The organism is Citrobacter sp. SX206 (genome assembly GCF_024181025.1).
GTDB classification, from domain to species: domain Bacteria; phylum Pseudomonadota; class Gammaproteobacteria; order Enterobacterales; family Enterobacteriaceae; genus Citrobacter; species Citrobacter youngae.
Map to the genome: position 1 here is coordinate 1,955,059 of NZ_CP049738.1, position 18,262 is coordinate 1,973,320.

Sequence of the window (18,262 nt, forward strand, 5' to 3'; positions counted from 1 at the left end):
TGCGCCACTAGCGGCAATTGAAATATTGTGTAATCGGATAATTATCATGCAAAAAGTCAAACCGGGCAGTGATTTACCCGGTTTATTGTTATGAAAGTGTAGCTAACCAGCCTGTTTGCGTCATCCACTCGGTCACTGGAACCAGCGTGAACTCTACGCAAAGCAGACCGACGAGCGTCAGGACGAGAGTATACGGCAGAGCCATCCACACCATGCGACCATAAGAAAGGCGAATCAACGGTGCCAGCGCGGAGGTCAGCAGGAACAGGAATGCTGCCTGGCCGTTTGGCGTGGCCACGGAAGGCAGGTTGGTCCCGGTATTGATCGCCACCGCTAACAGTTCATATTGATTCAGGCTAATCGTCCCGTGCTCCAGCGCCGCTTTCGCTTCGTTGATGTAAATTGTGCCAACAAAGACGTTGTCTGAAATTGACGACAGCAGGCCGTTGAAAAGATAGAACAGGGTCAGCTGTGCATGCTCAGAAGACTGCAAAACAAAATGAATAATCGGCGAGAAGAGCTGTTGATCGATAATCACCGCAACGATAGAGAAGAACACGGTCAGCAGTGCGGTGAACGGCAGCGACTCGGTGAAGGCTTTACCAATAGCGTGTTCGTCAGTAACGCCAGTTAACGAAGTCGCCAGAATAATCACCGACAGGCCAATTAATCCAACTTCTGCCAGATGCAGCGCGAGGGCGACGACCAGCCATACGCCGATGACTGCCTGAATAATCAGCTTGATTTTATCCTGGCGGGTACGTTGTTGCCGGCTTTCATCGTCAAACTGTTGCAGAACGCCACGGACAGCTTCCGGCAATGTTTCACCGTAGCCAAACCAACGTAACTTTTCAACCAGCAGGCAGGTGAGCAGACCGCAAATCAACACCGGGACGGTGACCGGCGACATGCGCAGGAAAAAATCACCAAAATGCCAGCCAGCCGCTTTGGCGATAATCAGGTTCTGCGGTTCGCCAACCATGGTCATCACACCGCCTAAGGCTGTGCCGACTCCCGCGTGCATCATCAGGCTGCGCAGAAAACCGCGGAACTGCTCCAGTACGACTTTATTGTGCTGGTCGATATGGCTGTCATCCAGCAAATTGTTATCTCCCGGGCGGGAAGAGGCGACGCGATGGTAGATACCGTAAAAACCGACCGCCACGCTGATCACGACCGCGACCACGGTCAATGCGTCGAGGAACGCCGAAAGGAAGGCAGCGGCAACACAAAAGGCCAGCGACAGCAGCATCTTGGAGCGAATACTGAGCAGCAGTCGGGTAAAAATAAACAGCAGCAGTTGCTTCATAAAGTAGATGCCCGCCACCATAAACATCAGCAGCAAGAGCACTTCAAGGTTGGCGGCAACTTCTTCACGAACATGAGTGGCGCTGGTCATGCCGATGACGACAGCTTCGATGGCTAACAGCCCGCCCGGCAACAGTGGATAACACTTAAGCGCCATTGCCAGCGTAAAAATGAATTCGGCCACCAGCAACCAACCCGCGATAAAGGGATTGATGAAAAAAATAAGCGGGTTAATGATTAAGAAGACGAGCAGTGCAAGTTTATACCAGTCCGGCGACTGGCCTAAAAAGTTGCGCCACATAGCGCGGCCCCATGATAGCTCCATGGCAGTTTCCCTTACCTGTAAAAATGAAATCATGTTTTTATGTTTGACCGCAAAGCTTAGCGGCACGAGTGAACGCAGGCAAGCTCTTCACGTGGCTTATCGTACCGACTGCGTATCAGCGTTATCTGGAAAATGAAGCCTTGATCCACTTTTTCTTCGTTGCGTCAGCTATCAGCTAAGAAACCCGTCTGGTATGATGTGTGTAACTATGTTTTGCTGTGTAATGGAATTATCACTATGGTCATTAAGGCGCAAAGCCCTGCTGGGTTCGCGGAAGAGTACATCATTGAGAGTATCTGGAATAACCGCTTCCCACCTGGCACTATTTTGCCCGCTGAACGTGAACTCTCCGAACTCATTGGAGTAACACGTACCACGTTACGCGAAGTTTTGCAGCGTCTGGCGCGGGACGGCTGGTTGACCATTCAACACGGCAAACCGACGAAAGTGAATAACTTTTGGGAAACCTCCGGACTGAATATCCTGGAAACGCTGGCGCGTCTCGATCACGAAAGTGTTCCGCAGTTGATTGATAATCTGCTGTCTGTGCGTACTAACATCTCGACGATCTTTATTCGCACCGCATTCCGCCAACATCCTGATAAAGCCCAGGACGTTTTGGCCACGGCGAATCAGGTTGCTGACCATGCTGACGCGTTTGCCGATCTGGACTACAACATTTTCCGTGGTCTGGCATTTGCATCGGGCAATCCGATTTACGGTTTGATCCTCAACGGTATGAAAGGACTTTATACGCGTATTGGCCGTCATTACTTTGCCAACCCGGAAGCGCGCGGCCTGGCGTTGAACTTCTACCGTAAGCTGTCAGAGCTGTGTGAGCAGGGCGCTCATGATTTGGTCTATGAAACGGTGCGCCGCTATGGTCACGACAGTGGTGAGATTTGGCACCGTATGCAGAAGAATTTACCGGGCGATTTAGCTATTCAGGGACGCTAATCGCGCAATGCCGGATGGTGACGCCAAAGCGTCTTATCCGGCCTACAATGCGTCTACGTCGTAGGCCGGATAAGGTATTTACACCGCCTCCGGCAATAAGCGTTACAGGCCGTTCATCCTTGGCGGGCAACGCTCCAGCAGCTCAATGCTGCCATCTTCATTCTGCTGCTCCAGCATCACATCAAAACCCCATAGCCGGTGCACATGCTTAAGCACCTCTTTGCGTCCTTTATCCAACGGCGCGCGGTTATGTGGGATATAACGCAAGGTCAGCGAACGGTCGCCGCGCAGATCGACATTCCAGATTTGAATATTCGGCTCCAGATTGCTCAGGTTATATTGCGATGACAGCCTGTTACGGATCTCGCGATACCCCTCTTCATTGTGAATCGCTGAAATTTCCAGGTAATTATGGCGGTCATCATCCAGCACCGTGAACAGGCGGAAATCGCGCATCACTTTTGGTGACAGGAACTGGCTGATAAAGCTCTCATCTTTAAAATCACGCATCGCGAAATGCAGCGTTTCCAGCCAGTCGGAACCCGCAATATTTGGGAACCAGTATTTGTCCTCCTCGGTGGGCGACTGACAAATACGTTTGATATCCTGGAACATAGCAAAGCCCAGCGCATAAGGGTTTATCCCGCTATACCATGGACTGTTATACGGTGGCTGGAATACCACGTTGGTATGGCTATGCAGAAACTCCAGCATAAAGCGCTCGGTGACTTTGCCTTCATCATAAAGGTGATTGAGGATGGTGTAGTGCCAGAAAGTTGCCCATCCCTCATTCATCACCTGAGTCTGTTTCTGCGGATAAAAATACTGGCTCACCTTACGCACAATGCGCAGAACTTCGCGTTGCCAGGACTCCAGCAGTGGGGCGTTTTTCTCCATAAAATACAGCAGGTTTTCCTGCGGCTCAGAAGGATAACGACGCGCGGTAGAGATCGTCTTCTCTTCCTCTTTCTTCGGCAACGTACGCCACAGCATATTCACCTGACTTTGCAGATACTCTTCACGGCTTTTCTGCCGGGCCTTCTCTTCCTGTAGGGAGATTTTTTGCGGGCGTTTGTAACGGTCAACGCCGTAATTCATCAGCGCATGGCAGGAGTCGAGAAGCTTTTCGACTTCATCCACGCCGTAACGCTCTTCACACTGGGTAATGTAGTTTCGCGCGAAGATCAGGTAATCGACGATGGAACTGGCGTCCGTCCAACTGCGGAACAGGTAGTTATTCTTGAAGAAAGAGTTATGCCCATAGCAGGCATGCGCCATGACCAGTGCCTGCATGGTGATGGTGTTCTCCTCCATCAGATACGCGATACACGGATTGGAGTTGATAACAATCTCATAGGCCAGCCCCTGCTGACCATGCTTGTACAAGCGTTCGGTTTCAATAAACTTTTTACCAAACGACCAGTGCGGATAGTTGATCGGCATCCCAACGCTGGAATAGGCGTCCATCATTTGCTCGGAGGTGATCACCTCGATTTGGTGCGGGTAGGTATCCAGCCTGTAGAGTTTCGCCACGCGGTCTATCTCTGCCAGATAGACATCCAGCAGATCAAACGTCCAGTCGGGTCCATCGCTTAACCGTGTGCTGTCCTTGTTCATGGAATCAATCGTAGCCATTCGCGCACCCTCATTGTTGGCGGCACTCTCTGTCTGGAGTACCTCATTTCAAGCATAGATCATGGTGTTAAAAAACGTGCTGCAGGAGAAATTTTTTCTTTGCGATTTCACGTCAGCGAAGCGTCGAAAAACGGCCAGGTGACAAAATTTTATGCTGGATAAAAATAACGCACAGCAGGAGATGCCAAAGCAGAGACTTCCCTGCAATCACTGCTATGTGTGAGATACATCACCATAAAAAAGCCATATGTTGAATAATATTTTCAACTGAGTTATCAAGATGTAATTAGAAGATTGTTCTTTTACTGTTAACGGAGTGGCTATGCGAGTTGTCATACTGGGAAGTGGCGTCGTTGGCGTGACCAGCGCCTGGTATTTAAGTCAGGCTGGACACGATGTCACCGTCATCGATCGTGAGCCGGGGCCGGCACTGGAAACCAGTGCGGCGAACGCCGGGCAAATCTCCCCTGGTTATGCCGCGCCGTGGGCGGCCCCAGGTGTACCGCTAAAAGCGATTAAATGGATGTTTCAGCGCCACGCGCCGTTGGCAGTACGCCTCGACGGGACGCAGTTCCAGTTGAAATGGATGTGGCAAATGCTGCGCAACTGCGATACCAGCCACTACATGGAAAACAAGGGGCGGATGGTGCGCCTGGCGGAATACAGCCGTGATTGCCTGAAAGCGTTACGTGCCTCTACCGGTATCGAGTATGAAGGACGTCAGGGCGGAACCCTGCAACTTTTCCGTACCGCTCAACAATATGAGAACGCCACCCGCGACATCGCCGTGCTCGAAGATGCGGGCGTACCCTATCAACTGCTGGAAGCAAGTCGCCTGGCGGAAGTCGAACCTGCGCTGGCAGAGGTCGCGCACAAACTGACAGGCGGGTTACGGTTACCGAATGACGAAACCGGTGACTGTCAGCTGTTTACCCAGCGTCTGGCGCAAATGGCCGAGCAGGCGGGGGTAAAATTCCGTTTTAACACTCCGGTCGATAAGCTGCTGAGCGATGGCGAGCAGATTTATGGCGTTCAGTGCGGAGAAGAGATAGTCAAAGCCGATGCCTATGTGATGGCCTTTGGCTCGTACTCCACGGCGATGCTCAAAGGGATCGTTGATATTCCGGTGTATCCGCTCAAGGGCTACTCATTAACCATTCCGGTGGCAGAAGATGATGGTGCGCCGGTTTCCACTATTCTTGATGAAACCTACAAAATCGCCATTACCCGTTTTGATGAGCGTATTCGTGTTGGCGGTATGGCAGAGATTGTTGGTTTTAATACTGAGCTACTACAACCACGCCGTGAAACGCTGGAGATGGTGGTGCGCGATCTCTTTCCGCGCGGTGGGCATGTGGAACAGGCCACCTTCTGGACCGGGCTGCGTCCGATGACGCCAGACGGAACGCCAGTGGTGGGGCGTACCCGCTTTAAGAATCTGCTGCTCAATACGGGTCATGGCACATTGGGCTGGACGATGGCGTGTGGATCCGGTCAGTTGCTGAGCGATATCCTCTCTGGTCGCACGCCTGCCATACCTTATGACGATCTGAGCGTGGCGCGTTACAGTCCGGGATTTACTCCGTCTCGCCCGCGGCATTTACATGGCGTACATAACTAATAAGGACGCGAGATGACCCGCCCGATACTGGCCAGCATTGACCTGCAGGCGTTGAAACAAAACCTGACCATTACGCGTCAGGCTGCGCCGGACTCCCGCGTCTGGTCGGTCGTAAAAGCTAATGCCTACGGACACGGTATAGAACGTGTCTGGAATGCACTGGGAACGACCGATGGTTTCGCGATGCTCAATCTCGAGGAGGCGATCACCCTGCGGGAGCGGGGATGGAAAGGACCGATTTTAATGCTGGAGGGTTTTTTCCATGCCGAAGACCTGACGGTGTATGACACATATCGTCTGACCACTTGTGTCCACAGTAACTGGCAGCTCAAAGCGTTGCAAAATGCCCGCCTGAACGCGCCGCTGGATATTTACCTCAAGGTGAATAGCGGCATGAACCGGCTGGGTTTCTTACCAGAGCGCGTTGCCACCGTCTGGCAACAGTTACGGGCAATGCCTAACGTAGGTGAGATGACGCTGATGTCGCATTTTGCGGATGCTGAACATCCGGATGGCATTAAGGACGCGATGGCGCGTATTGCGCAGGCAACGGAAGGGCTGGAGTGTCGACGTTCGCTGTCGAATTCGGCTGCGACGCTGTGGCACCCACAAGCGCATTATGACTGGGTTCGCCCGGGTATTATTTTGTATGGCGCATCACCGTCGGGGCAATGGCGGGACATCGCCAATACCGGCCTGAAACCAGTAATGACCCTGAGCAGCGAGATAATCGGCATACAGACGCTGAAAGCCGGAGATCGGGTGGGCTACGGTGGACGCTACACCGCCAGCGGCGAGCAGCGCATTGGCATTGTGGCGACAGGCTATGCCGATGGTTATCCGCGCCATGCGCCAAGCGGCACGCCTGTGCTGGTGGATGGCGTACGTACCGGGACGGTCGGCACGGTATCCATGGATATGCTGGCGGTAGACCTGACGCCGTGCCCGCAGGCGGGGATCGGGACGCCAGTGGAGCTGTGGGGTAAAGAGATTAAAATCGACGATGTGGCGACAGCGGCGGGCACGGTGGGTTATGAATTAATGTGTTCTTTGGCGCTGCGCGTACCGGTTGTGACGGTGTAACTTTTATGGAATTGCCTGATGGCGCGGCGCTTATCAGGCCTACGGAGTCAGTGCTTTTCACAGGCCGGGTAAGGCGTAGCCTCCACCCGGCAAAAAACATCCGCGTTACTCATCCTCATCTTCAGCAACGCGAACACCCACTTTCAGCACGGCATTATCTTCTTTCTCGGCTACCGTCCAGATCATACCGGCAAATTCCACCTGGTCACCGACGACCGGCGCAGCACCCAATAGTTGCTGGACAATTTCACCCAGCGTTTGCTGCTTATCGCGATACCCGGTGCCATCTTCCAGGCCATAAATCAGTGCCACATCGGCATATTTCGCGCTGGCTTCAAGAATAAAATCACCAAAGAAACGCTGGTCTAACGACACTGGCGGCGACTGGCTGAACAGCTTACCTAAGGCGGGCAGGTCGCGTTCGCGGCCAATAACACACAATACGTCGCCTTCGCGCAGACGCGTGCTGCCGGAGGGGTGAAACAGCACGTTGTCACGAAACAGGGCGGCAATTCGCGTTTCTTCCGGCATATGCAGGTCGCGCAGCGCAGCCCCGACACACCACTTATCCGCACTGAGCTGATAAACAAACTGCTCCCAGGGATTATCCGGATGAATATCCAGACCTATACGAGAAACCGGCCAGCCAACGGGCGGGACCACCACTTTGGCTTTTTTGGCGGCCCACGACAGCGACGTTCCCTGGAACAGCAGCGAGATCAGTACCACAAAGAACGCGACGTTAAAGAACAGGCGCGCGTTTTCCAGGCCCGCCATCATTGGGAAGACGGCGAGGATGATCGGCACCGCGCCGCGCAAACCCACCCAACTAATGAAAATGCGCTCACGCAGATTGAAACCACGAAATGGCAGCAATCCGGCGAACACTGACAACGGACGCGCGAAGAAAATCATCCAGGCGGACAAAATCAGCGCCGGAATCGCGATAGGCAGCAGGTCGGATGGCGTAACCAGCAGTCCAAGCACCAGGAACATGGCGATTTGCGCCAGCCAGGCCAGACCGTCGAAGTTTTGCAGAATACCAAACCGGTTGCGGATCGGGCGATTACCCAGCAGGAAACCACACAGATAAACCGCCAGAATACCACTACCTTCCAGCGCGGTAGTCAGGGCAAAAATCAGGATCCCACCGCTCAGGGCCAGCAGTGGATAAAGCCCGGCAGGCAGTGAAATACGGTTAATCATCTGCTGGAGCAGATATCCACCGCCGAGACCGATAGCGATACCTAAGCCAAACTGCTGGATAATATGTACCGCAAACATCCAGCTTAAACCGGTCTCGTGGTTCTGGATCATTTCGATAAGCGTAATGGTCAGAAATACGGCCATTGGGTCATTGCTACCTGACTCAATTTCCAGCGTCGAGCCCACACGTTCGTTGAGTCCTTTACCGCCGAGCAGGGAGAAGACCGCTGCAGCATCAGTTGAGCCGACAATCGCACCAATCAGCAGCCCTTCAATGAGATCCAGATGAAACAGCCATGCCGCCATCATGCCGGTGAGGCCAGAGGTAATCAGCACACCCACGGTCGCCAGCGATAACGCCGGGCCCAGCGCTACACGAAATGAGCTGGCCTGGGTGCGCATCCCACCGTCGAGCAGAATAACCGCCAGCGCCAGGTTACTCACCATGTAGGCAAAAGGGTAGTTATCAAAAGGAATACCGCCCACGCCGTCCACGCCCGCTAACATGCCAATAGCGAGGAAAATCACCAGAATCGGGATACCAAGACGTGATGAGAATGAACTAAGCAAGATACTGCAGGTGACGAGAACGGAACCCAAAATAAAAAGGCTAATGATTGCTGCGGCATCCAACGTTCGGTTACTCCTGAATTACGCTGTTTCGTATTAATAAACCCTAACATAATAACGACAGAAACAGCGTTTTACTTAGCCCTGAGGCAGGCTTTTTTTACGATTTAAGCACCGGATGACCGGAGATTGTGAGTTGACTGCCGTTTTTATCATTTTTCAGCACGGCTTTGGCCCCTAAAGGTAAGGTGACGGTGCGTTGTTCGTGGCCAAAATCGAGGCCGCCTAACAGTGGAACGGATAATCTGGCGCGCAGAAAATCACAAACTGAATCAAGACTGTAACCGGCATCATAATCATTAGGCGCACTGCCGCTAAAACTGCCGAGAATGATGGCGTTCTGGCGGGCGAGGATCCCAGCATGATAAAGTTGCAGCAGCATGCGCTCGATGCGAAACGGGTGCTCGTTGATGTCTTCCAGCACCAGAATACCGTTCTCAATGGCGGGCATCCACGGCGTTCCCATCAGCGAAATGAGCATTGCCAGATTGCCTCCCCACAGCGTGCCTTCAGTAGCGCAATCCGGGCCATGCCCTTGCCAGTCGAGGGTAAATTCGGCATTGCGCAAAGCCTGCCAAAAATGGTGCTCGGTAAAGGCGTTCATTTCCTCGGCACCGAAGTTAGCCGCCAGCATCGGGCCGCTGAAGCTAATCACATTACTCTGAGCCAGCAGACCACACTGAATGGCCGTGAAATCGCTGTGTCCACACAGCAGCAACGGGTTTTGTTGCTGACGAACGGCCAGCGCCTGCCAGTCAATATCTGCCAGCAAACGGCTCGCACCGTAGCCGCCGCGCACCGCCATCACAATAGTATCAGGCATTTTTAGCTCAACGAGTGAGTTCACATCCGCCAGACGCTCGGCTTCGGTACCGGCAAAACGCTGACAGCGGCGGGTAATGACGGCACTGTTATCGACCTGATGACCGGCCTCAGTAAGACGCGCAAGCCCACGTAATGCTGCCTGCTGGTTAATACAGTAGCCCGACGGGGCAATTAAGTGAAACCGGGACATGGCATTTCCTTGCTACAACTAAAACCAAATGTATATCATGCCGCGTAGGTATGTCGTTGTCACCTCAGCGACAGGTTCCGGCTATAAGGATAGATGACGTGAAATTGAGATGGTTTGCTTTTTTGGTTGTATTACTCGCGGGCTGTAGTTCAAAACAGGATTACAAAAATCCGCCATGGAATGCAGAAGTTCCGGTTAAACGCGCAATGCAATGGATGCCGATCAGTGAAAAAGCCGGTGCTGCCTGGGGCGTTAGCCCACAATTGATTACGGCGATTATCGCTATTGAATCAGGGGGTAACCCCAATGCAGTCAGTAAATCTAATGCCATCGGTCTGATGCAGCTTAAAGCCTCTACCTCCGGGCGGGATGTTTATCGTCGTATGGGATGGAGCGGTGAGCCGTCGACCAGTGAGCTGAAAAATCCAGAGCGCAATATCTCCATGGGGGCCGCATACCTGAGCATTCTGGAGACCGGTCCGCTGGCCGGGATCGAAGACCCACAGGTGATGCAATATGCGCTGGTGGTGTCATACGCGAACGGTGCCGGGGCGCTGCTGCGGACGTTCTCCTCTGACAGGAAAAAAGCCATCAGCAAAATCAACGATCTGAGTGCGGATGAGTTTTTCGAGCATGTTGTCGATAACCATCCAGCGCCGCAGGCTCCACGTTATATCTGGAAGCTTCAGCGAGCGCTGGATGCGATGTAACGCGTGTAATATTACTCGCGCACTTTATTCGATTTTTCCCGAGCCTCACGCTCAAGTGAAAAAATAATCCGCTGTAAATTCCGCTCCACCGCCGGGCCGACGTTGAGAAAACGAAAGCTCAGGCGGGGAGTGGTGATGGTCTCATTTTTTCCGTCGATCACTTTTCGCTCGGTAATCGAGATGAGCTGGGCATCAACGTGGTACACGCCCCATTGTTCCATATTCAGTTCAACCTGCGAGAAGCGCATGCCTTCGACCAGCCCCTCCGGTGCTGTCCCTTCTAATAGCGCGCCCATGCCGCCAAGAGATAAATCGAATAAGCGAAAATGCAGGAGACTGTTGTCCGGCATCTTCGCCTTGCAGTGATAGGGCGGGTGTAACGGCGCGCCGATGCGGAAGTATTCCCGACGCTGGACGAACCACAGCGAAGGTGGCAACGATGAGACAAAGGCTGGCAATCGCTGATACTCGCCTTTTGTCAATTGCGGGAGGGTAAACTCCACCTTGGCACCCTGCGTTTCAGCGATAATTGAGATCTGGCTGGCGCGTTGCACGGCCTGGTTTTCATATTCCTGACTGCCAAAATCCATGATCAATTCGTCCGGGCCGACAGCAAGAATTTTGCTGATGAACTGACCTCCTGACCAGGAGATACGCAGTGGAACCTGCTGTGAATTTAAGTCCCGGAGTACCCCTAATACGGCGAGCGGGTTTTGCTTCAGGAACTGCTCATTGTAGTTACTCACACCTAATGACTCCTGGATACCTGGCTTATCGTTGGGTTATCGGCATTGCGAGACGGAACTTAATACAAATGGATGAAATTTTTTACCCAAGCCAATGAATTAAGTCTGAGTGCAAACAGCAGGTAGCGATGGCTTGCCTATACTTAACGTGCTGGCGCAAGAATGTCTTGCGTATGCGTTCACTGGAAAGAGGGCCTGAAAATGGGAATTATTGCCTGGATTATTTTTGGTCTGATTGCGGGGGTTATCGCCAAGCTGATTATGCCGGGGCGTGATGGCGGCGGATTTATTCTGACCTGCATTCTCGGTATTGTCGGTGCTGTGGTCGGTGGGTGGCTGGCAACGATGTTCGGTATCGGCGGCGATGTCAGTGGGTTTAATCTCCACAGCTTCCTGGTGGCCGTGGTCGGCGCGATTGTGGTACTGGGTGTTTTCCGACTGGTACGACGAGATTAATCGAACGGCCCCTGCGGGGGCCGTTTCTCTGCGTAGTTTAGTCAGAACTGGTATTCAATCCCCGCCCAGTAATTACGCCCTTCTTCGATAAACCCTTCGCTGTAGACGTACTGTGTATCAAACAGGTTGTTGACCGAAGCGTTAACGCTAAAGCCATGTCCGATGGTGTAATCTGCCCGGAGGTGGGTAATGGCGAATCCGGCCGCTTTTTGTGAGCCATCAGAATTGCTATAGCTTGAAGAGCGGGCTTCTTCGGATAGCGTAATGCTGAGTGGGTCCCACGGTTTCAGCGTCATCCAGGCGGTGAGAGTTTGCGTCGGCAGATCGGTAATTTTACCGATGTCGCTGCGTTTAACGTCAGCATGGATAAGACCGTAGCTTAGCCCCACATCCAGCATGTCAAAGACCTTACCTTTGACGCCGGCATCCAGGCCGGTGTAATCCACCCGACCACTGTTTTGGTTCTGAATCGTGTCGGCATCAATATTGTGCGACAGAATCGCATCGGTAATGCGGTTGTAATACACGCTGGCTTCGAATCCCCAGTTTTGGGTGAACGAACCGTTCCACGTGAGATCGACGCTACGGGCGCGTTCCGGTTTTAGCTGCGGGTTGACCAGCGCTATCTGGTTATAAGCCGGTTTTGACGTGGTGTAGCGCTCTTTCAGTGTGGGGAAGCGCGTTCTGTCAGAGTAGGACAGCGCTAATGTGTCAGAATTTTCAAAGTGATATTTGGTCATTACCTGCCAGTTAAAGGCGGACTGATCGTTGTCATCATAATGGGTAACGCTGCCGTTTTTCTCGTGCTTCATCCCCTCTACGCTGTCACGCCAGTCGTAGCTGATACCCGCCACCACATCGACATTATCCGCAGCCGCCCACTGATATTCACTGGCAACAGACCAGGTGCGATCTTCGTAGCGGTCATAAGCGGCATTTGGAGCCCCTTTTTCGCGATGAACATCGTCTTTCCAGTTCACGGCGAAAGAGAGCAGGTCGTTCTCCCGCATATCAGCGGAAAGCTGCAAACCTGCGCCGTCGCTATAGTCAGAATAATGGCTGTAGCTGCCTTTCTTATTTTTCAGATCGGCAAGGGAATTGTACATCATCAGTGTATTTTCAAAGGTGTCGCGATACAGGCGGCTTTTCAATGTAAAGCGATCGCCCAAATGCGTGGTGCCCTGATAGTAATAACTTTCTTTATCATATTGCGGCCATTGCCAGTAACGTGATTTCTGGCTGCTGGTCCCGGCATATGGCGGGTTATCTTTTTCGCCGTCCTGATTAATGTAGGTCAGAACATACTCATCATCACCGCGTGGCGTGAACCCCAGTTTCACGATGCCACGTTTATCATCGGCTGATGAGTTAATCATCTTGCCATTGCTGCCCGCTACCGGGTTATCAACACCATGAGGTAATCCGAGGAAATCCTGTTTTAGCTGGCTACCACTGAGCTGGATATATCCGAGATCGTTGCTGGCACCGAACGACGCGTGCATATCATGGGCATTGTCTTTGTTACGGCTCCAGCCCTGACGATAGCCCAGAGAGCCCTCAATCGGCTTGGTGGGCTTTTTGGTCGTGATGTTGATAGCGCCACCCATCTGGTTCGGCCCCTGTAGCAAGGATGAGTAGCCTTTAGAGACCTCGACAGAAGCGATATCGGATGTCAGAAAACGACCTAAATCAAGGTTGCCATCGTAGGGGATGTACACCGGAACACCGTCGAAAAAGACCGGGACCTGCCGACTGTCAAAACCGCGGACCTTCACTTGTTGCTCGTTACGGTTACCGGATTTTTGCAGCACGACGCCGGGAACGACGCTTAGCGCCTGCGCCACGTTTTGTTTATCCAACTGCTGCATCGTTTCCTGGCCGAGAACCGTAGTGGTTGCGGCGGAGGCCGGACTAGACCAGACGGTCATGGTTTCGCTTTCCTGCCCAGCAAAAGCACCTTGCGCGAAAGCAAACGACAGGGCTGTGTAAAGACAACTTTTGTTAAAATTCATTATTTATAGTCCATTTATAAATGTTATACGCCGTGGGCGTCCGGGCTCAGGCTAACTTTGATATCCGCCGGTGGGGCGTAGTAAGGTGCGGAGGTGATAAAGAGTCTGATGCCACAGTCGAGATAACTCGCCAGTGAGGCGAGGGTAATGCCACCAGTCAGCGCCAGCGTGCAATGGGGGGCCAGAGACGGTGCCAGGCGAGCGATGCCTGCTGCCTGCTCAGGGGTAAACTTATCGAGTTGCAGCACATCAGGGGCCGCATGTAGCGCGGCCAATGCCTCATCGGGGGTATCTGCTTCGACCACAATCTTTTTTTCTGGCGCATGGGCGCGTAGTTGCGCGATTGCCGCGGCCCAGTTGTTCGGATCGGCAAGAAAGCGGCGATGATTCGCAAAAAGCAGCACGGTTTCGGCGCTCCCGCCCCGGTGGATAATGCCTCCGGCAGCAAGGATCGCCTGGGTAGCCAGCATACGGGTGCCAGGGATAGTTTTGCGGGTGCAGGCAATCTGGCCATCAGGATAGCGCTGACGCAGGATGCTTAGCATATCGTCGAGATAGTGTGAGACACCGCAACTCCACTCCAGCACGTTCTGTACCGCTTTCCAGCCCTGGTGTAGTGCCGCCGCGTTACCGTGCGCGCGCAGAAGTAACTGTCCGGTACGCGCCCGTTCGCCATCGGGCACAAGGTCGGTAACGGTCAAACCCAGTGATGTCAGCATTTGTCTGGCAACAGTAGTTCCGCTTACGCACCCGCCCTGGCGGTGATAAAAACCCATACTTCCTGGCTGTGCGCCGATACCCAACGCGCGGGTTGTTAAATCGCCGCCCTGAATATCCTCCAGCAGCAGCGCATCGACTTGCGCCTGTGAGAAGTAGATCATTGCAGCGCCTCCCGCGGTACGCTGTCCCACCAGATAAGCGCCCAGTCGCGACTGGCGGGAGCGATGGTGCCGGGGTCCTGCTGATGGTACCAGTGCTCCAGACGCTCAATTTCGTCAGTGCTCAGTTCTCCCATGCTCCAGCGCACGTTCTCCAGAAAACGTGTCCAGGTGCTGTTGTCCTGCTGACAGTTTGGTCCACGGATAAAATCAACATGTGCGTGAATGCCCATCTGATACAAAACATTCAGTGCATAGATATAGTTGGGAAGCTCAATCACCTCGCGCCCCAGCGCGCGCTGAATCGTGGGCGATACAAATGAGGACCTGACGAGATGGGTGGTGTAAACCCGCAGCCGTGCCTGATTATTCAGTTTGGTCATAGCCTGACGCATATCGGCAACCAGCGTTGAACGTGAGGCGACGGCAATATCACACTGGGGCAAGTCGTCCCAGTGCGCTTCCCATGCGCGCTGCACCCACTGTACGTGGCGCGCGCCCATCTGCCCGGCACGGCGAGCGGCAACGCTCAGCATTCCCTGGCTGTAGTCTACGCCGTAAACGATCGGCATTTTTTTGGCCAGCGCCAGCGCAACCGTTCCGGGGCCGCAACCCATATCAAACAGTGATTCAGCACCTTTCAGGTCAATCTTGCTCAATAACTGGAGCAGGTAGTTGTCGGTTAATGAGGCGCAATTTTCTGCCATTTTTTCCGCGCGTTTGTCCCAGTGTTCTGGTTTTTTCTCGGTTCGCTTCGCCTGAAGTAACTGTTTGCGGTACAGGTCAGCAAAATCAATGTCGTCAATGAGCATCGTGATTCCTTAATCGTGTGAGCCAAAGAGGTGATGGGCTATTTGTGAGGGCGTGACCCGGTACAGCGTGGCCAGACGTTCAGCAGCCAGTTGGTGTTCAGGCCCCCCCTGTAACACCAGACCATCTGGCTCGACGCGCACCACGCTGTCGGCAATGGCCCGTGCATGCAACGGATGGTGGGTCGACATCAGCAGCGCCATGCCCGAATTTTTCAGCGTCACCAGCGTGTCGAGCAGTCGGATCTGGTGACCAAAATCGAGGCTGGAAGCAGGTTCATCCAGCAGTAAAAGACGTGGACGCTGTGCCAGCGCACGGGCAATCAACACCAGTTGACGTTCGCCACCGCTCAGGGTGTTCCAGCGCCGGGGCGCGAGATGCGGGATTGCCAGCACGTCCAGTTGTTCAAGGGCGATGTCGCGTTCTTTGCCGCCGGGAACGGCAAATGCCGCCATTTGCGGGGCCTGTCCCATCATCACCATGTCCAGAGCCGTGAAGGCAAACGCACCGTCATGCGCCTGAGGAACCCAGGCGATAGCGGCGGCGCGTTCCCGGTCGCTGAGATGATTCACCGCGATACCATCAAGCGTAATCTGGCCAGCAAGCGGTTGAAGAACGCCAAGAATGGTACGCATCAGCGTGGTTTTCCCACTGCCATTGGCGCCAATCAGGCAACAAATTGCCCCTGGCGCGACGCTAAACGAGACATCGCGTAATACTGGGTGCCGGGAATGGTAGCCGAGAGATGCATGTTGTACGCTCAGCAGCGTCATTGTCGGCCTCCCCGGAGCAGAAGTAACAGGAAGAAGGGGGCACCAATAAACGCGGTCAGGATCCCCAGCGGGATTTCCGTGCTGCTCAGAGTGCGGGCAAGGGTATCTGTCAGCAGCAGTAAAATAGCGCCGATCCCCATTGAAACAGGCAGTAGCCGTTGGTGGTTGTTCCCACAAAGCAGTCTGCCAATGTGTGGCACCACCAGCCCAATCCAGCCAATAATTCCGGCAATCGCCACAGTACAGGCGGTGATAAGCGTGGCGCAGATAATCAGCCAGAGCCGTAGCCGGGAAACGTTGATGCCCAGAGAACGGGCTTCATCATCCGAGAGGGTGAGTAAATTCATACGCCAGCGTAGCAGCAACTGCGGCACCAAACCGGCCACGATCAGCGGTACGGACAACCACAGGTCATGGGCGGTGATGGTCGACAGACCACCGAGTAGCCAGAAGGTAATCGACGGTAGCTGGGTATACGGGTCAGCCAGCGTTTTGATGAGCGAAATCCCTGCGCCGCACACCGTACCCAGCGCAATGCCGACCAGTACAAGGGTGAGTACCGGGTCGTGGCGTTTTACCCGCTGGGTGATGAGCCACACGCCCGCCACCACGAACAGGCCGCCGACAAACGCATACAGTTGAATAAACAGGATCGGTAAACCGAGCAGGATGGCGGTACAGGCCCCTAAACCCGCCCCGGCTGCCACGCCGAGAATATCCGGCGACACCAGTGGGTTACGGAACATACCCTGATAAGTGGTCCCTGCGCCCGCCAGTGCCGCGCCCAGCAGCAATGCAGCCAGAATGCGTGGCAATCGAATCTGCCAGAAGACGATTTTGTCCTGGGGCGGCACGCCCGGATGGTCAGCAATGAGGTTCATCACCTGCTGGGCATCCAGGCGATATGCACCTGAAACCGTTGCGACGATGACACACACGGCAATGGCTGCGATCATCAGAGCACTCAGCGTAGTCATTCTCATCAGGGTGTCACCAGCTTTTGAAACTGCGCATCGCTTAATGAGGTGTGCCAGAACAACTCTGCGTAGCGCTGCATATCGGTCTTAAAGTGGGTTTCAATTTTGGGGTCAAGCCAGGCGTGCAGGCGACGTAATCCCAGCAACCGGTTGATGCCCGGCGGGGCGTCCAGCCAGCCAAACGGCAGTCCGCTGAGAAACAGAATACGTTGCTCAGCAACGGCTTTAACCCCTTGCCAGACGGGATCTTCTCGCAGGTACTGTGCGGTGACTGCATCCTGAACCAGAATAATATCGGGCTGCCAGCTCAACAGATTTTCCATGGATACCTGGGTCAATCCATGTCGTCCCGGGATTTGCGCGACATTGTGTAATCCCAGTAACTCTGGTGCTTCGGTATGCAGTGAACCCTGTAAACCGGTTTCCAGTCCTCTGGCACCGCGTGCGGCATAAAAGCGCAGTTTTGCTGCGGGCGAGTGCGAAAATGCATCTGCGTCATCAATAAATCGACGGGCAAGTGCGGCCTGTGCCGAGGCCCGTGTTGCGGTACCCAGCGCAGCCCCTGCGGCTTGCAGTTGTGCCGGGGTTTGTCGGAGCTCGCCGTTAATCAGCAGCCACGGAACGTGCGTTTGCGCGTTGACCTGCCGGGCTTGAGAAAGCCAGGTTTCATCAGCATTGCCGCAGTCAACCACCAGATCGGGTTTCAGCGCTAACAAGGCCTCCAGTGACAGGGTGCTGGCGCGTCCTGCCAGTCTTCCCAATTTCGGTAACGCCAAAATGTCATGATGGAATGGCACTGCGGCCTGGTGAGAAAAATCAAATGATGAAAATCCCACCAGTTTTTCCGGTGCGACAGCCAGCAATAGCATATCAGCAGGTGCTCCGGCGCTGACGACGCGCTGGATTGCCTCAGGTGATGGCGGTGAACCGACAGCAACGGTAAGCGGTGTTTGGGCAAGGGCCGGAAAATGGCGTAACAGCAGCGCAGATGCCACGAGCTGGGCAAACATCCTTCTTGTCAGTGGCATTATGTTGGTCCTGAACAGTGATAAAATCGCTATATATTTACATATATAGCGAATAAAAACATGTTCAGAATCAATTTCACACGGATGAAAAC

General features: G+C 53.8%; 16 protein-coding genes. 5 read left to right on the plus strand and 11 right to left on the minus strand.

Annotated features, from left to right (window positions below):
* Positions 1–88: 88 nt before the first annotated feature.
* Positions 89–1,633, minus strand: a complete 1,545-nt coding sequence (nhaB, locus tag G8S19_RS09580; RefSeq protein ID WP_048211424.1) for a Na(+)/H(+) antiporter NhaB — start codon at positions 1,631–1,633, stop codon at positions 89–91.
* A 237-nt stretch (positions 1,634–1,870) separates the two neighbouring features.
* Here nhaB and fadR point away from each other — a divergent pair, with 237 nt between their 5' ends.
* Positions 1,871–2,590: a fatty acid metabolism transcriptional regulator FadR gene (fadR, locus tag G8S19_RS09585; protein ID WP_005122254.1), complete on the plus strand. Its 720-nt coding sequence runs from the start codon at positions 1,871–1,873 to the stop codon at positions 2,588–2,590.
* 102 nt (positions 2,591–2,692) lie between these two features.
* Here fadR and G8S19_RS09590 read toward each other — a convergent pair whose 3' ends face one another.
* Entirely contained in the window at positions 2,693–4,225 is a 1,533-nt protein-coding gene (locus G8S19_RS09590; protein WP_124020939.1) for a SpoVR family protein, read from the minus strand.
* Between the two features lie 322 nt (positions 4,226–4,547).
* Here G8S19_RS09590 and G8S19_RS09595 point away from each other — a divergent pair, with 322 nt between their 5' ends.
* Together G8S19_RS09595 and dadX are read left to right on the plus strand one after the other, a co-directional pair.
* A complete protein-coding gene (locus tag G8S19_RS09595) occupies positions 4,548–5,846 on the plus strand; it encodes a D-amino acid dehydrogenase (protein ID WP_048211426.1) in 1,299 nt (432 codons plus the stop codon).
* 12 nt (positions 5,847–5,858) lie between these two features.
* Positions 5,859–6,929: a catabolic alanine racemase DadX gene (dadX, locus tag G8S19_RS09600; RefSeq protein WP_061068048.1), complete on the plus strand. Its 1,071-nt coding sequence runs from the start codon at positions 5,859–5,861 to the stop codon at positions 6,927–6,929.
* A gap of 105 nt (positions 6,930–7,034) precedes the next feature.
* Here the strand turns inward: dadX and G8S19_RS09605 are convergent, their stop codons facing one another.
* Together G8S19_RS09605 and ldcA are read right to left on the minus strand one after the other, a co-directional pair.
* Positions 7,035–8,768, minus strand: a complete 1,734-nt coding sequence (locus tag G8S19_RS09605) for a potassium/proton antiporter (protein WP_040232328.1) — start codon at positions 8,766–8,768, stop codon at positions 7,035–7,037.
* Positions 8,769–8,865: 97 nt separating this feature from the next.
* Entirely contained in the window at positions 8,866–9,780 is a 915-nt protein-coding gene (ldcA, locus tag G8S19_RS09610) for a muramoyltetrapeptide carboxypeptidase (RefSeq protein ID WP_124020937.1), read from the minus strand.
* 98 nt (positions 9,781–9,878) lie between these two features.
* On the opposite strand from ldcA, the gene emtA reads away from it, so the two are divergent.
* Positions 9,879–10,490, plus strand: a complete 612-nt coding sequence (gene emtA, locus G8S19_RS09615; protein WP_048211429.1) for a membrane-bound lytic murein transglycosylase EmtA — start codon at positions 9,879–9,881, stop codon at positions 10,488–10,490.
* 11 nt (positions 10,491–10,501) lie between these two features.
* Here the strand turns inward: emtA and ycgR are convergent, their stop codons facing one another.
* A complete protein-coding gene (ycgR, locus tag G8S19_RS09620) occupies positions 10,502–11,236 on the minus strand; it encodes a flagellar brake protein YcgR (RefSeq protein WP_048211430.1) in 735 nt (244 codons plus the stop codon).
* A 201-nt stretch (positions 11,237–11,437) separates the two neighbouring features.
* On the opposite strand from ycgR, the gene G8S19_RS09625 reads away from it, so the two are divergent.
* The gene (locus tag G8S19_RS09625) at positions 11,438–11,692 is read left to right on the plus strand and encodes a GlsB/YeaQ/YmgE family stress response membrane protein (RefSeq protein WP_048212573.1); all 255 of its coding nucleotides are present in this window, start codon (positions 11,438–11,440) and stop codon (positions 11,690–11,692) included.
* Between the two features lie 41 nt (positions 11,693–11,733).
* Here the strand turns inward: G8S19_RS09625 and G8S19_RS09630 are convergent, their stop codons facing one another.
* Genes G8S19_RS09630 through G8S19_RS09655 form a run of 6 tightly spaced genes read right to left on the minus strand, consistent with a single transcriptional unit; the run spans position 11,734 to position 18,170 of the window.
* Positions 11,734–13,704, minus strand: a complete 1,971-nt coding sequence (locus G8S19_RS09630; protein ID WP_199954013.1) for a TonB-dependent siderophore receptor — start codon at positions 13,702–13,704, stop codon at positions 11,734–11,736.
* 23 nt (positions 13,705–13,727) lie between these two features.
* Positions 13,728–14,585 carry a ModD protein gene (modD, locus tag G8S19_RS09635; RefSeq protein WP_199969510.1) on the minus strand — a complete coding sequence of 286 codons (858 nt, stop codon included), beginning with the start codon at positions 14,583–14,585 and terminating at the stop codon, positions 13,728–13,730.
* A complete protein-coding gene (locus G8S19_RS09640; protein ID WP_253686492.1) occupies positions 14,582–15,394 on the minus strand; it encodes a class I SAM-dependent methyltransferase in 813 nt (270 codons plus the stop codon). Before G8S19_RS09640 ends, modD begins: the two co-directional genes overlap by 4 nt.
* Before the next feature lie 9 nt (positions 15,395–15,403).
* Positions 15,404–16,165 (minus strand): ABC transporter ATP-binding protein, encoded by a 762-nt coding sequence (locus tag G8S19_RS09645; RefSeq protein ID WP_253686494.1) that lies wholly within the window; start codon positions 16,163–16,165, stop codon positions 15,404–15,406.
* Positions 16,162–17,148 (minus strand): iron ABC transporter permease, encoded by a 987-nt coding sequence (locus tag G8S19_RS09650; protein WP_253686496.1) that lies wholly within the window; start codon positions 17,146–17,148, stop codon positions 16,162–16,164. Before G8S19_RS09650 ends, G8S19_RS09645 begins: the two co-directional genes overlap by 4 nt.
* The gene (locus G8S19_RS09655) at positions 17,148–18,170 is read right to left on the minus strand and encodes an ABC transporter substrate-binding protein (RefSeq protein ID WP_048211436.1); all 1,023 of its coding nucleotides are present in this window, start codon (positions 18,168–18,170) and stop codon (positions 17,148–17,150) included. Before G8S19_RS09655 ends, G8S19_RS09650 begins: the two co-directional genes overlap by 1 nt.
* Between the last annotated feature and the right edge of the window lie 92 nt (positions 18,171–18,262).

Excerpts from the sequence above, each read along its gene's own strand:
- G8S19_RS09595 (WP_048211426.1), top strand. The coding sequence starts at position 4,548 with ATGCGAGTTGTCATACTGGGAAGTGGCGTCGTTGGCGTGACCAGCGCC.
- dadX (WP_061068048.1), top strand. The coding sequence starts at position 5,859 with ATGACCCGCCCGATACTGGCCAGCATTGACCTGCAGGCGTTGAAACAA.
- G8S19_RS09645 (WP_253686494.1), bottom strand. The coding sequence starts at position 16,165 with ATGACGCTGCTGAGCGTACAACATGCATCTCTCGGCTACCATTCCCGG.
- G8S19_RS09630 (WP_199954013.1), bottom strand. The coding sequence starts at position 13,704 with ATGAATTTTAACAAAAGTTGTCTTTACACAGCCCTGTCGTTTGCTTTC.
- G8S19_RS09655 (WP_048211436.1), bottom strand. The coding sequence starts at position 18,170 with ATGCCACTGACAAGAAGGATGTTTGCCCAGCTCGTGGCATCTGCGCTG.
- modD (WP_199969510.1), bottom strand. The coding sequence starts at position 14,585 with ATGATCTACTTCTCACAGGCGCAAGTCGATGCGCTGCTGCTGGAGGAT.
- G8S19_RS09590 (WP_124020939.1), bottom strand. The coding sequence starts at position 4,225 with ATGGCTACGATTGATTCCATGAACAAGGACAGCACACGGTTAAGCGAT.
- ldcA (WP_124020937.1), bottom strand. The coding sequence starts at position 9,780 with ATGTCCCGGTTTCACTTAATTGCCCCGTCGGGCTACTGTATTAACCAG.
- G8S19_RS09650 (WP_253686496.1), bottom strand. The coding sequence starts at position 17,148 with ATGAGAATGACTACGCTGAGTGCTCTGATGATCGCAGCCATTGCCGTG.
- nhaB (WP_048211424.1), bottom strand. The coding sequence starts at position 1,633 with ATGGAGCTATCATGGGGCCGCGCTATGTGGCGCAACTTTTTAGGCCAG.
- G8S19_RS09625 (WP_048212573.1), top strand. The coding sequence starts at position 11,438 with ATGGGAATTATTGCCTGGATTATTTTTGGTCTGATTGCGGGGGTTATC.
- G8S19_RS09640 (WP_253686492.1), bottom strand. The coding sequence starts at position 15,394 with ATGCTCATTGACGACATTGATTTTGCTGACCTGTACCGCAAACAGTTA.
- fadR (WP_005122254.1), top strand. The coding sequence starts at position 1,871 with ATGGTCATTAAGGCGCAAAGCCCTGCTGGGTTCGCGGAAGAGTACATC.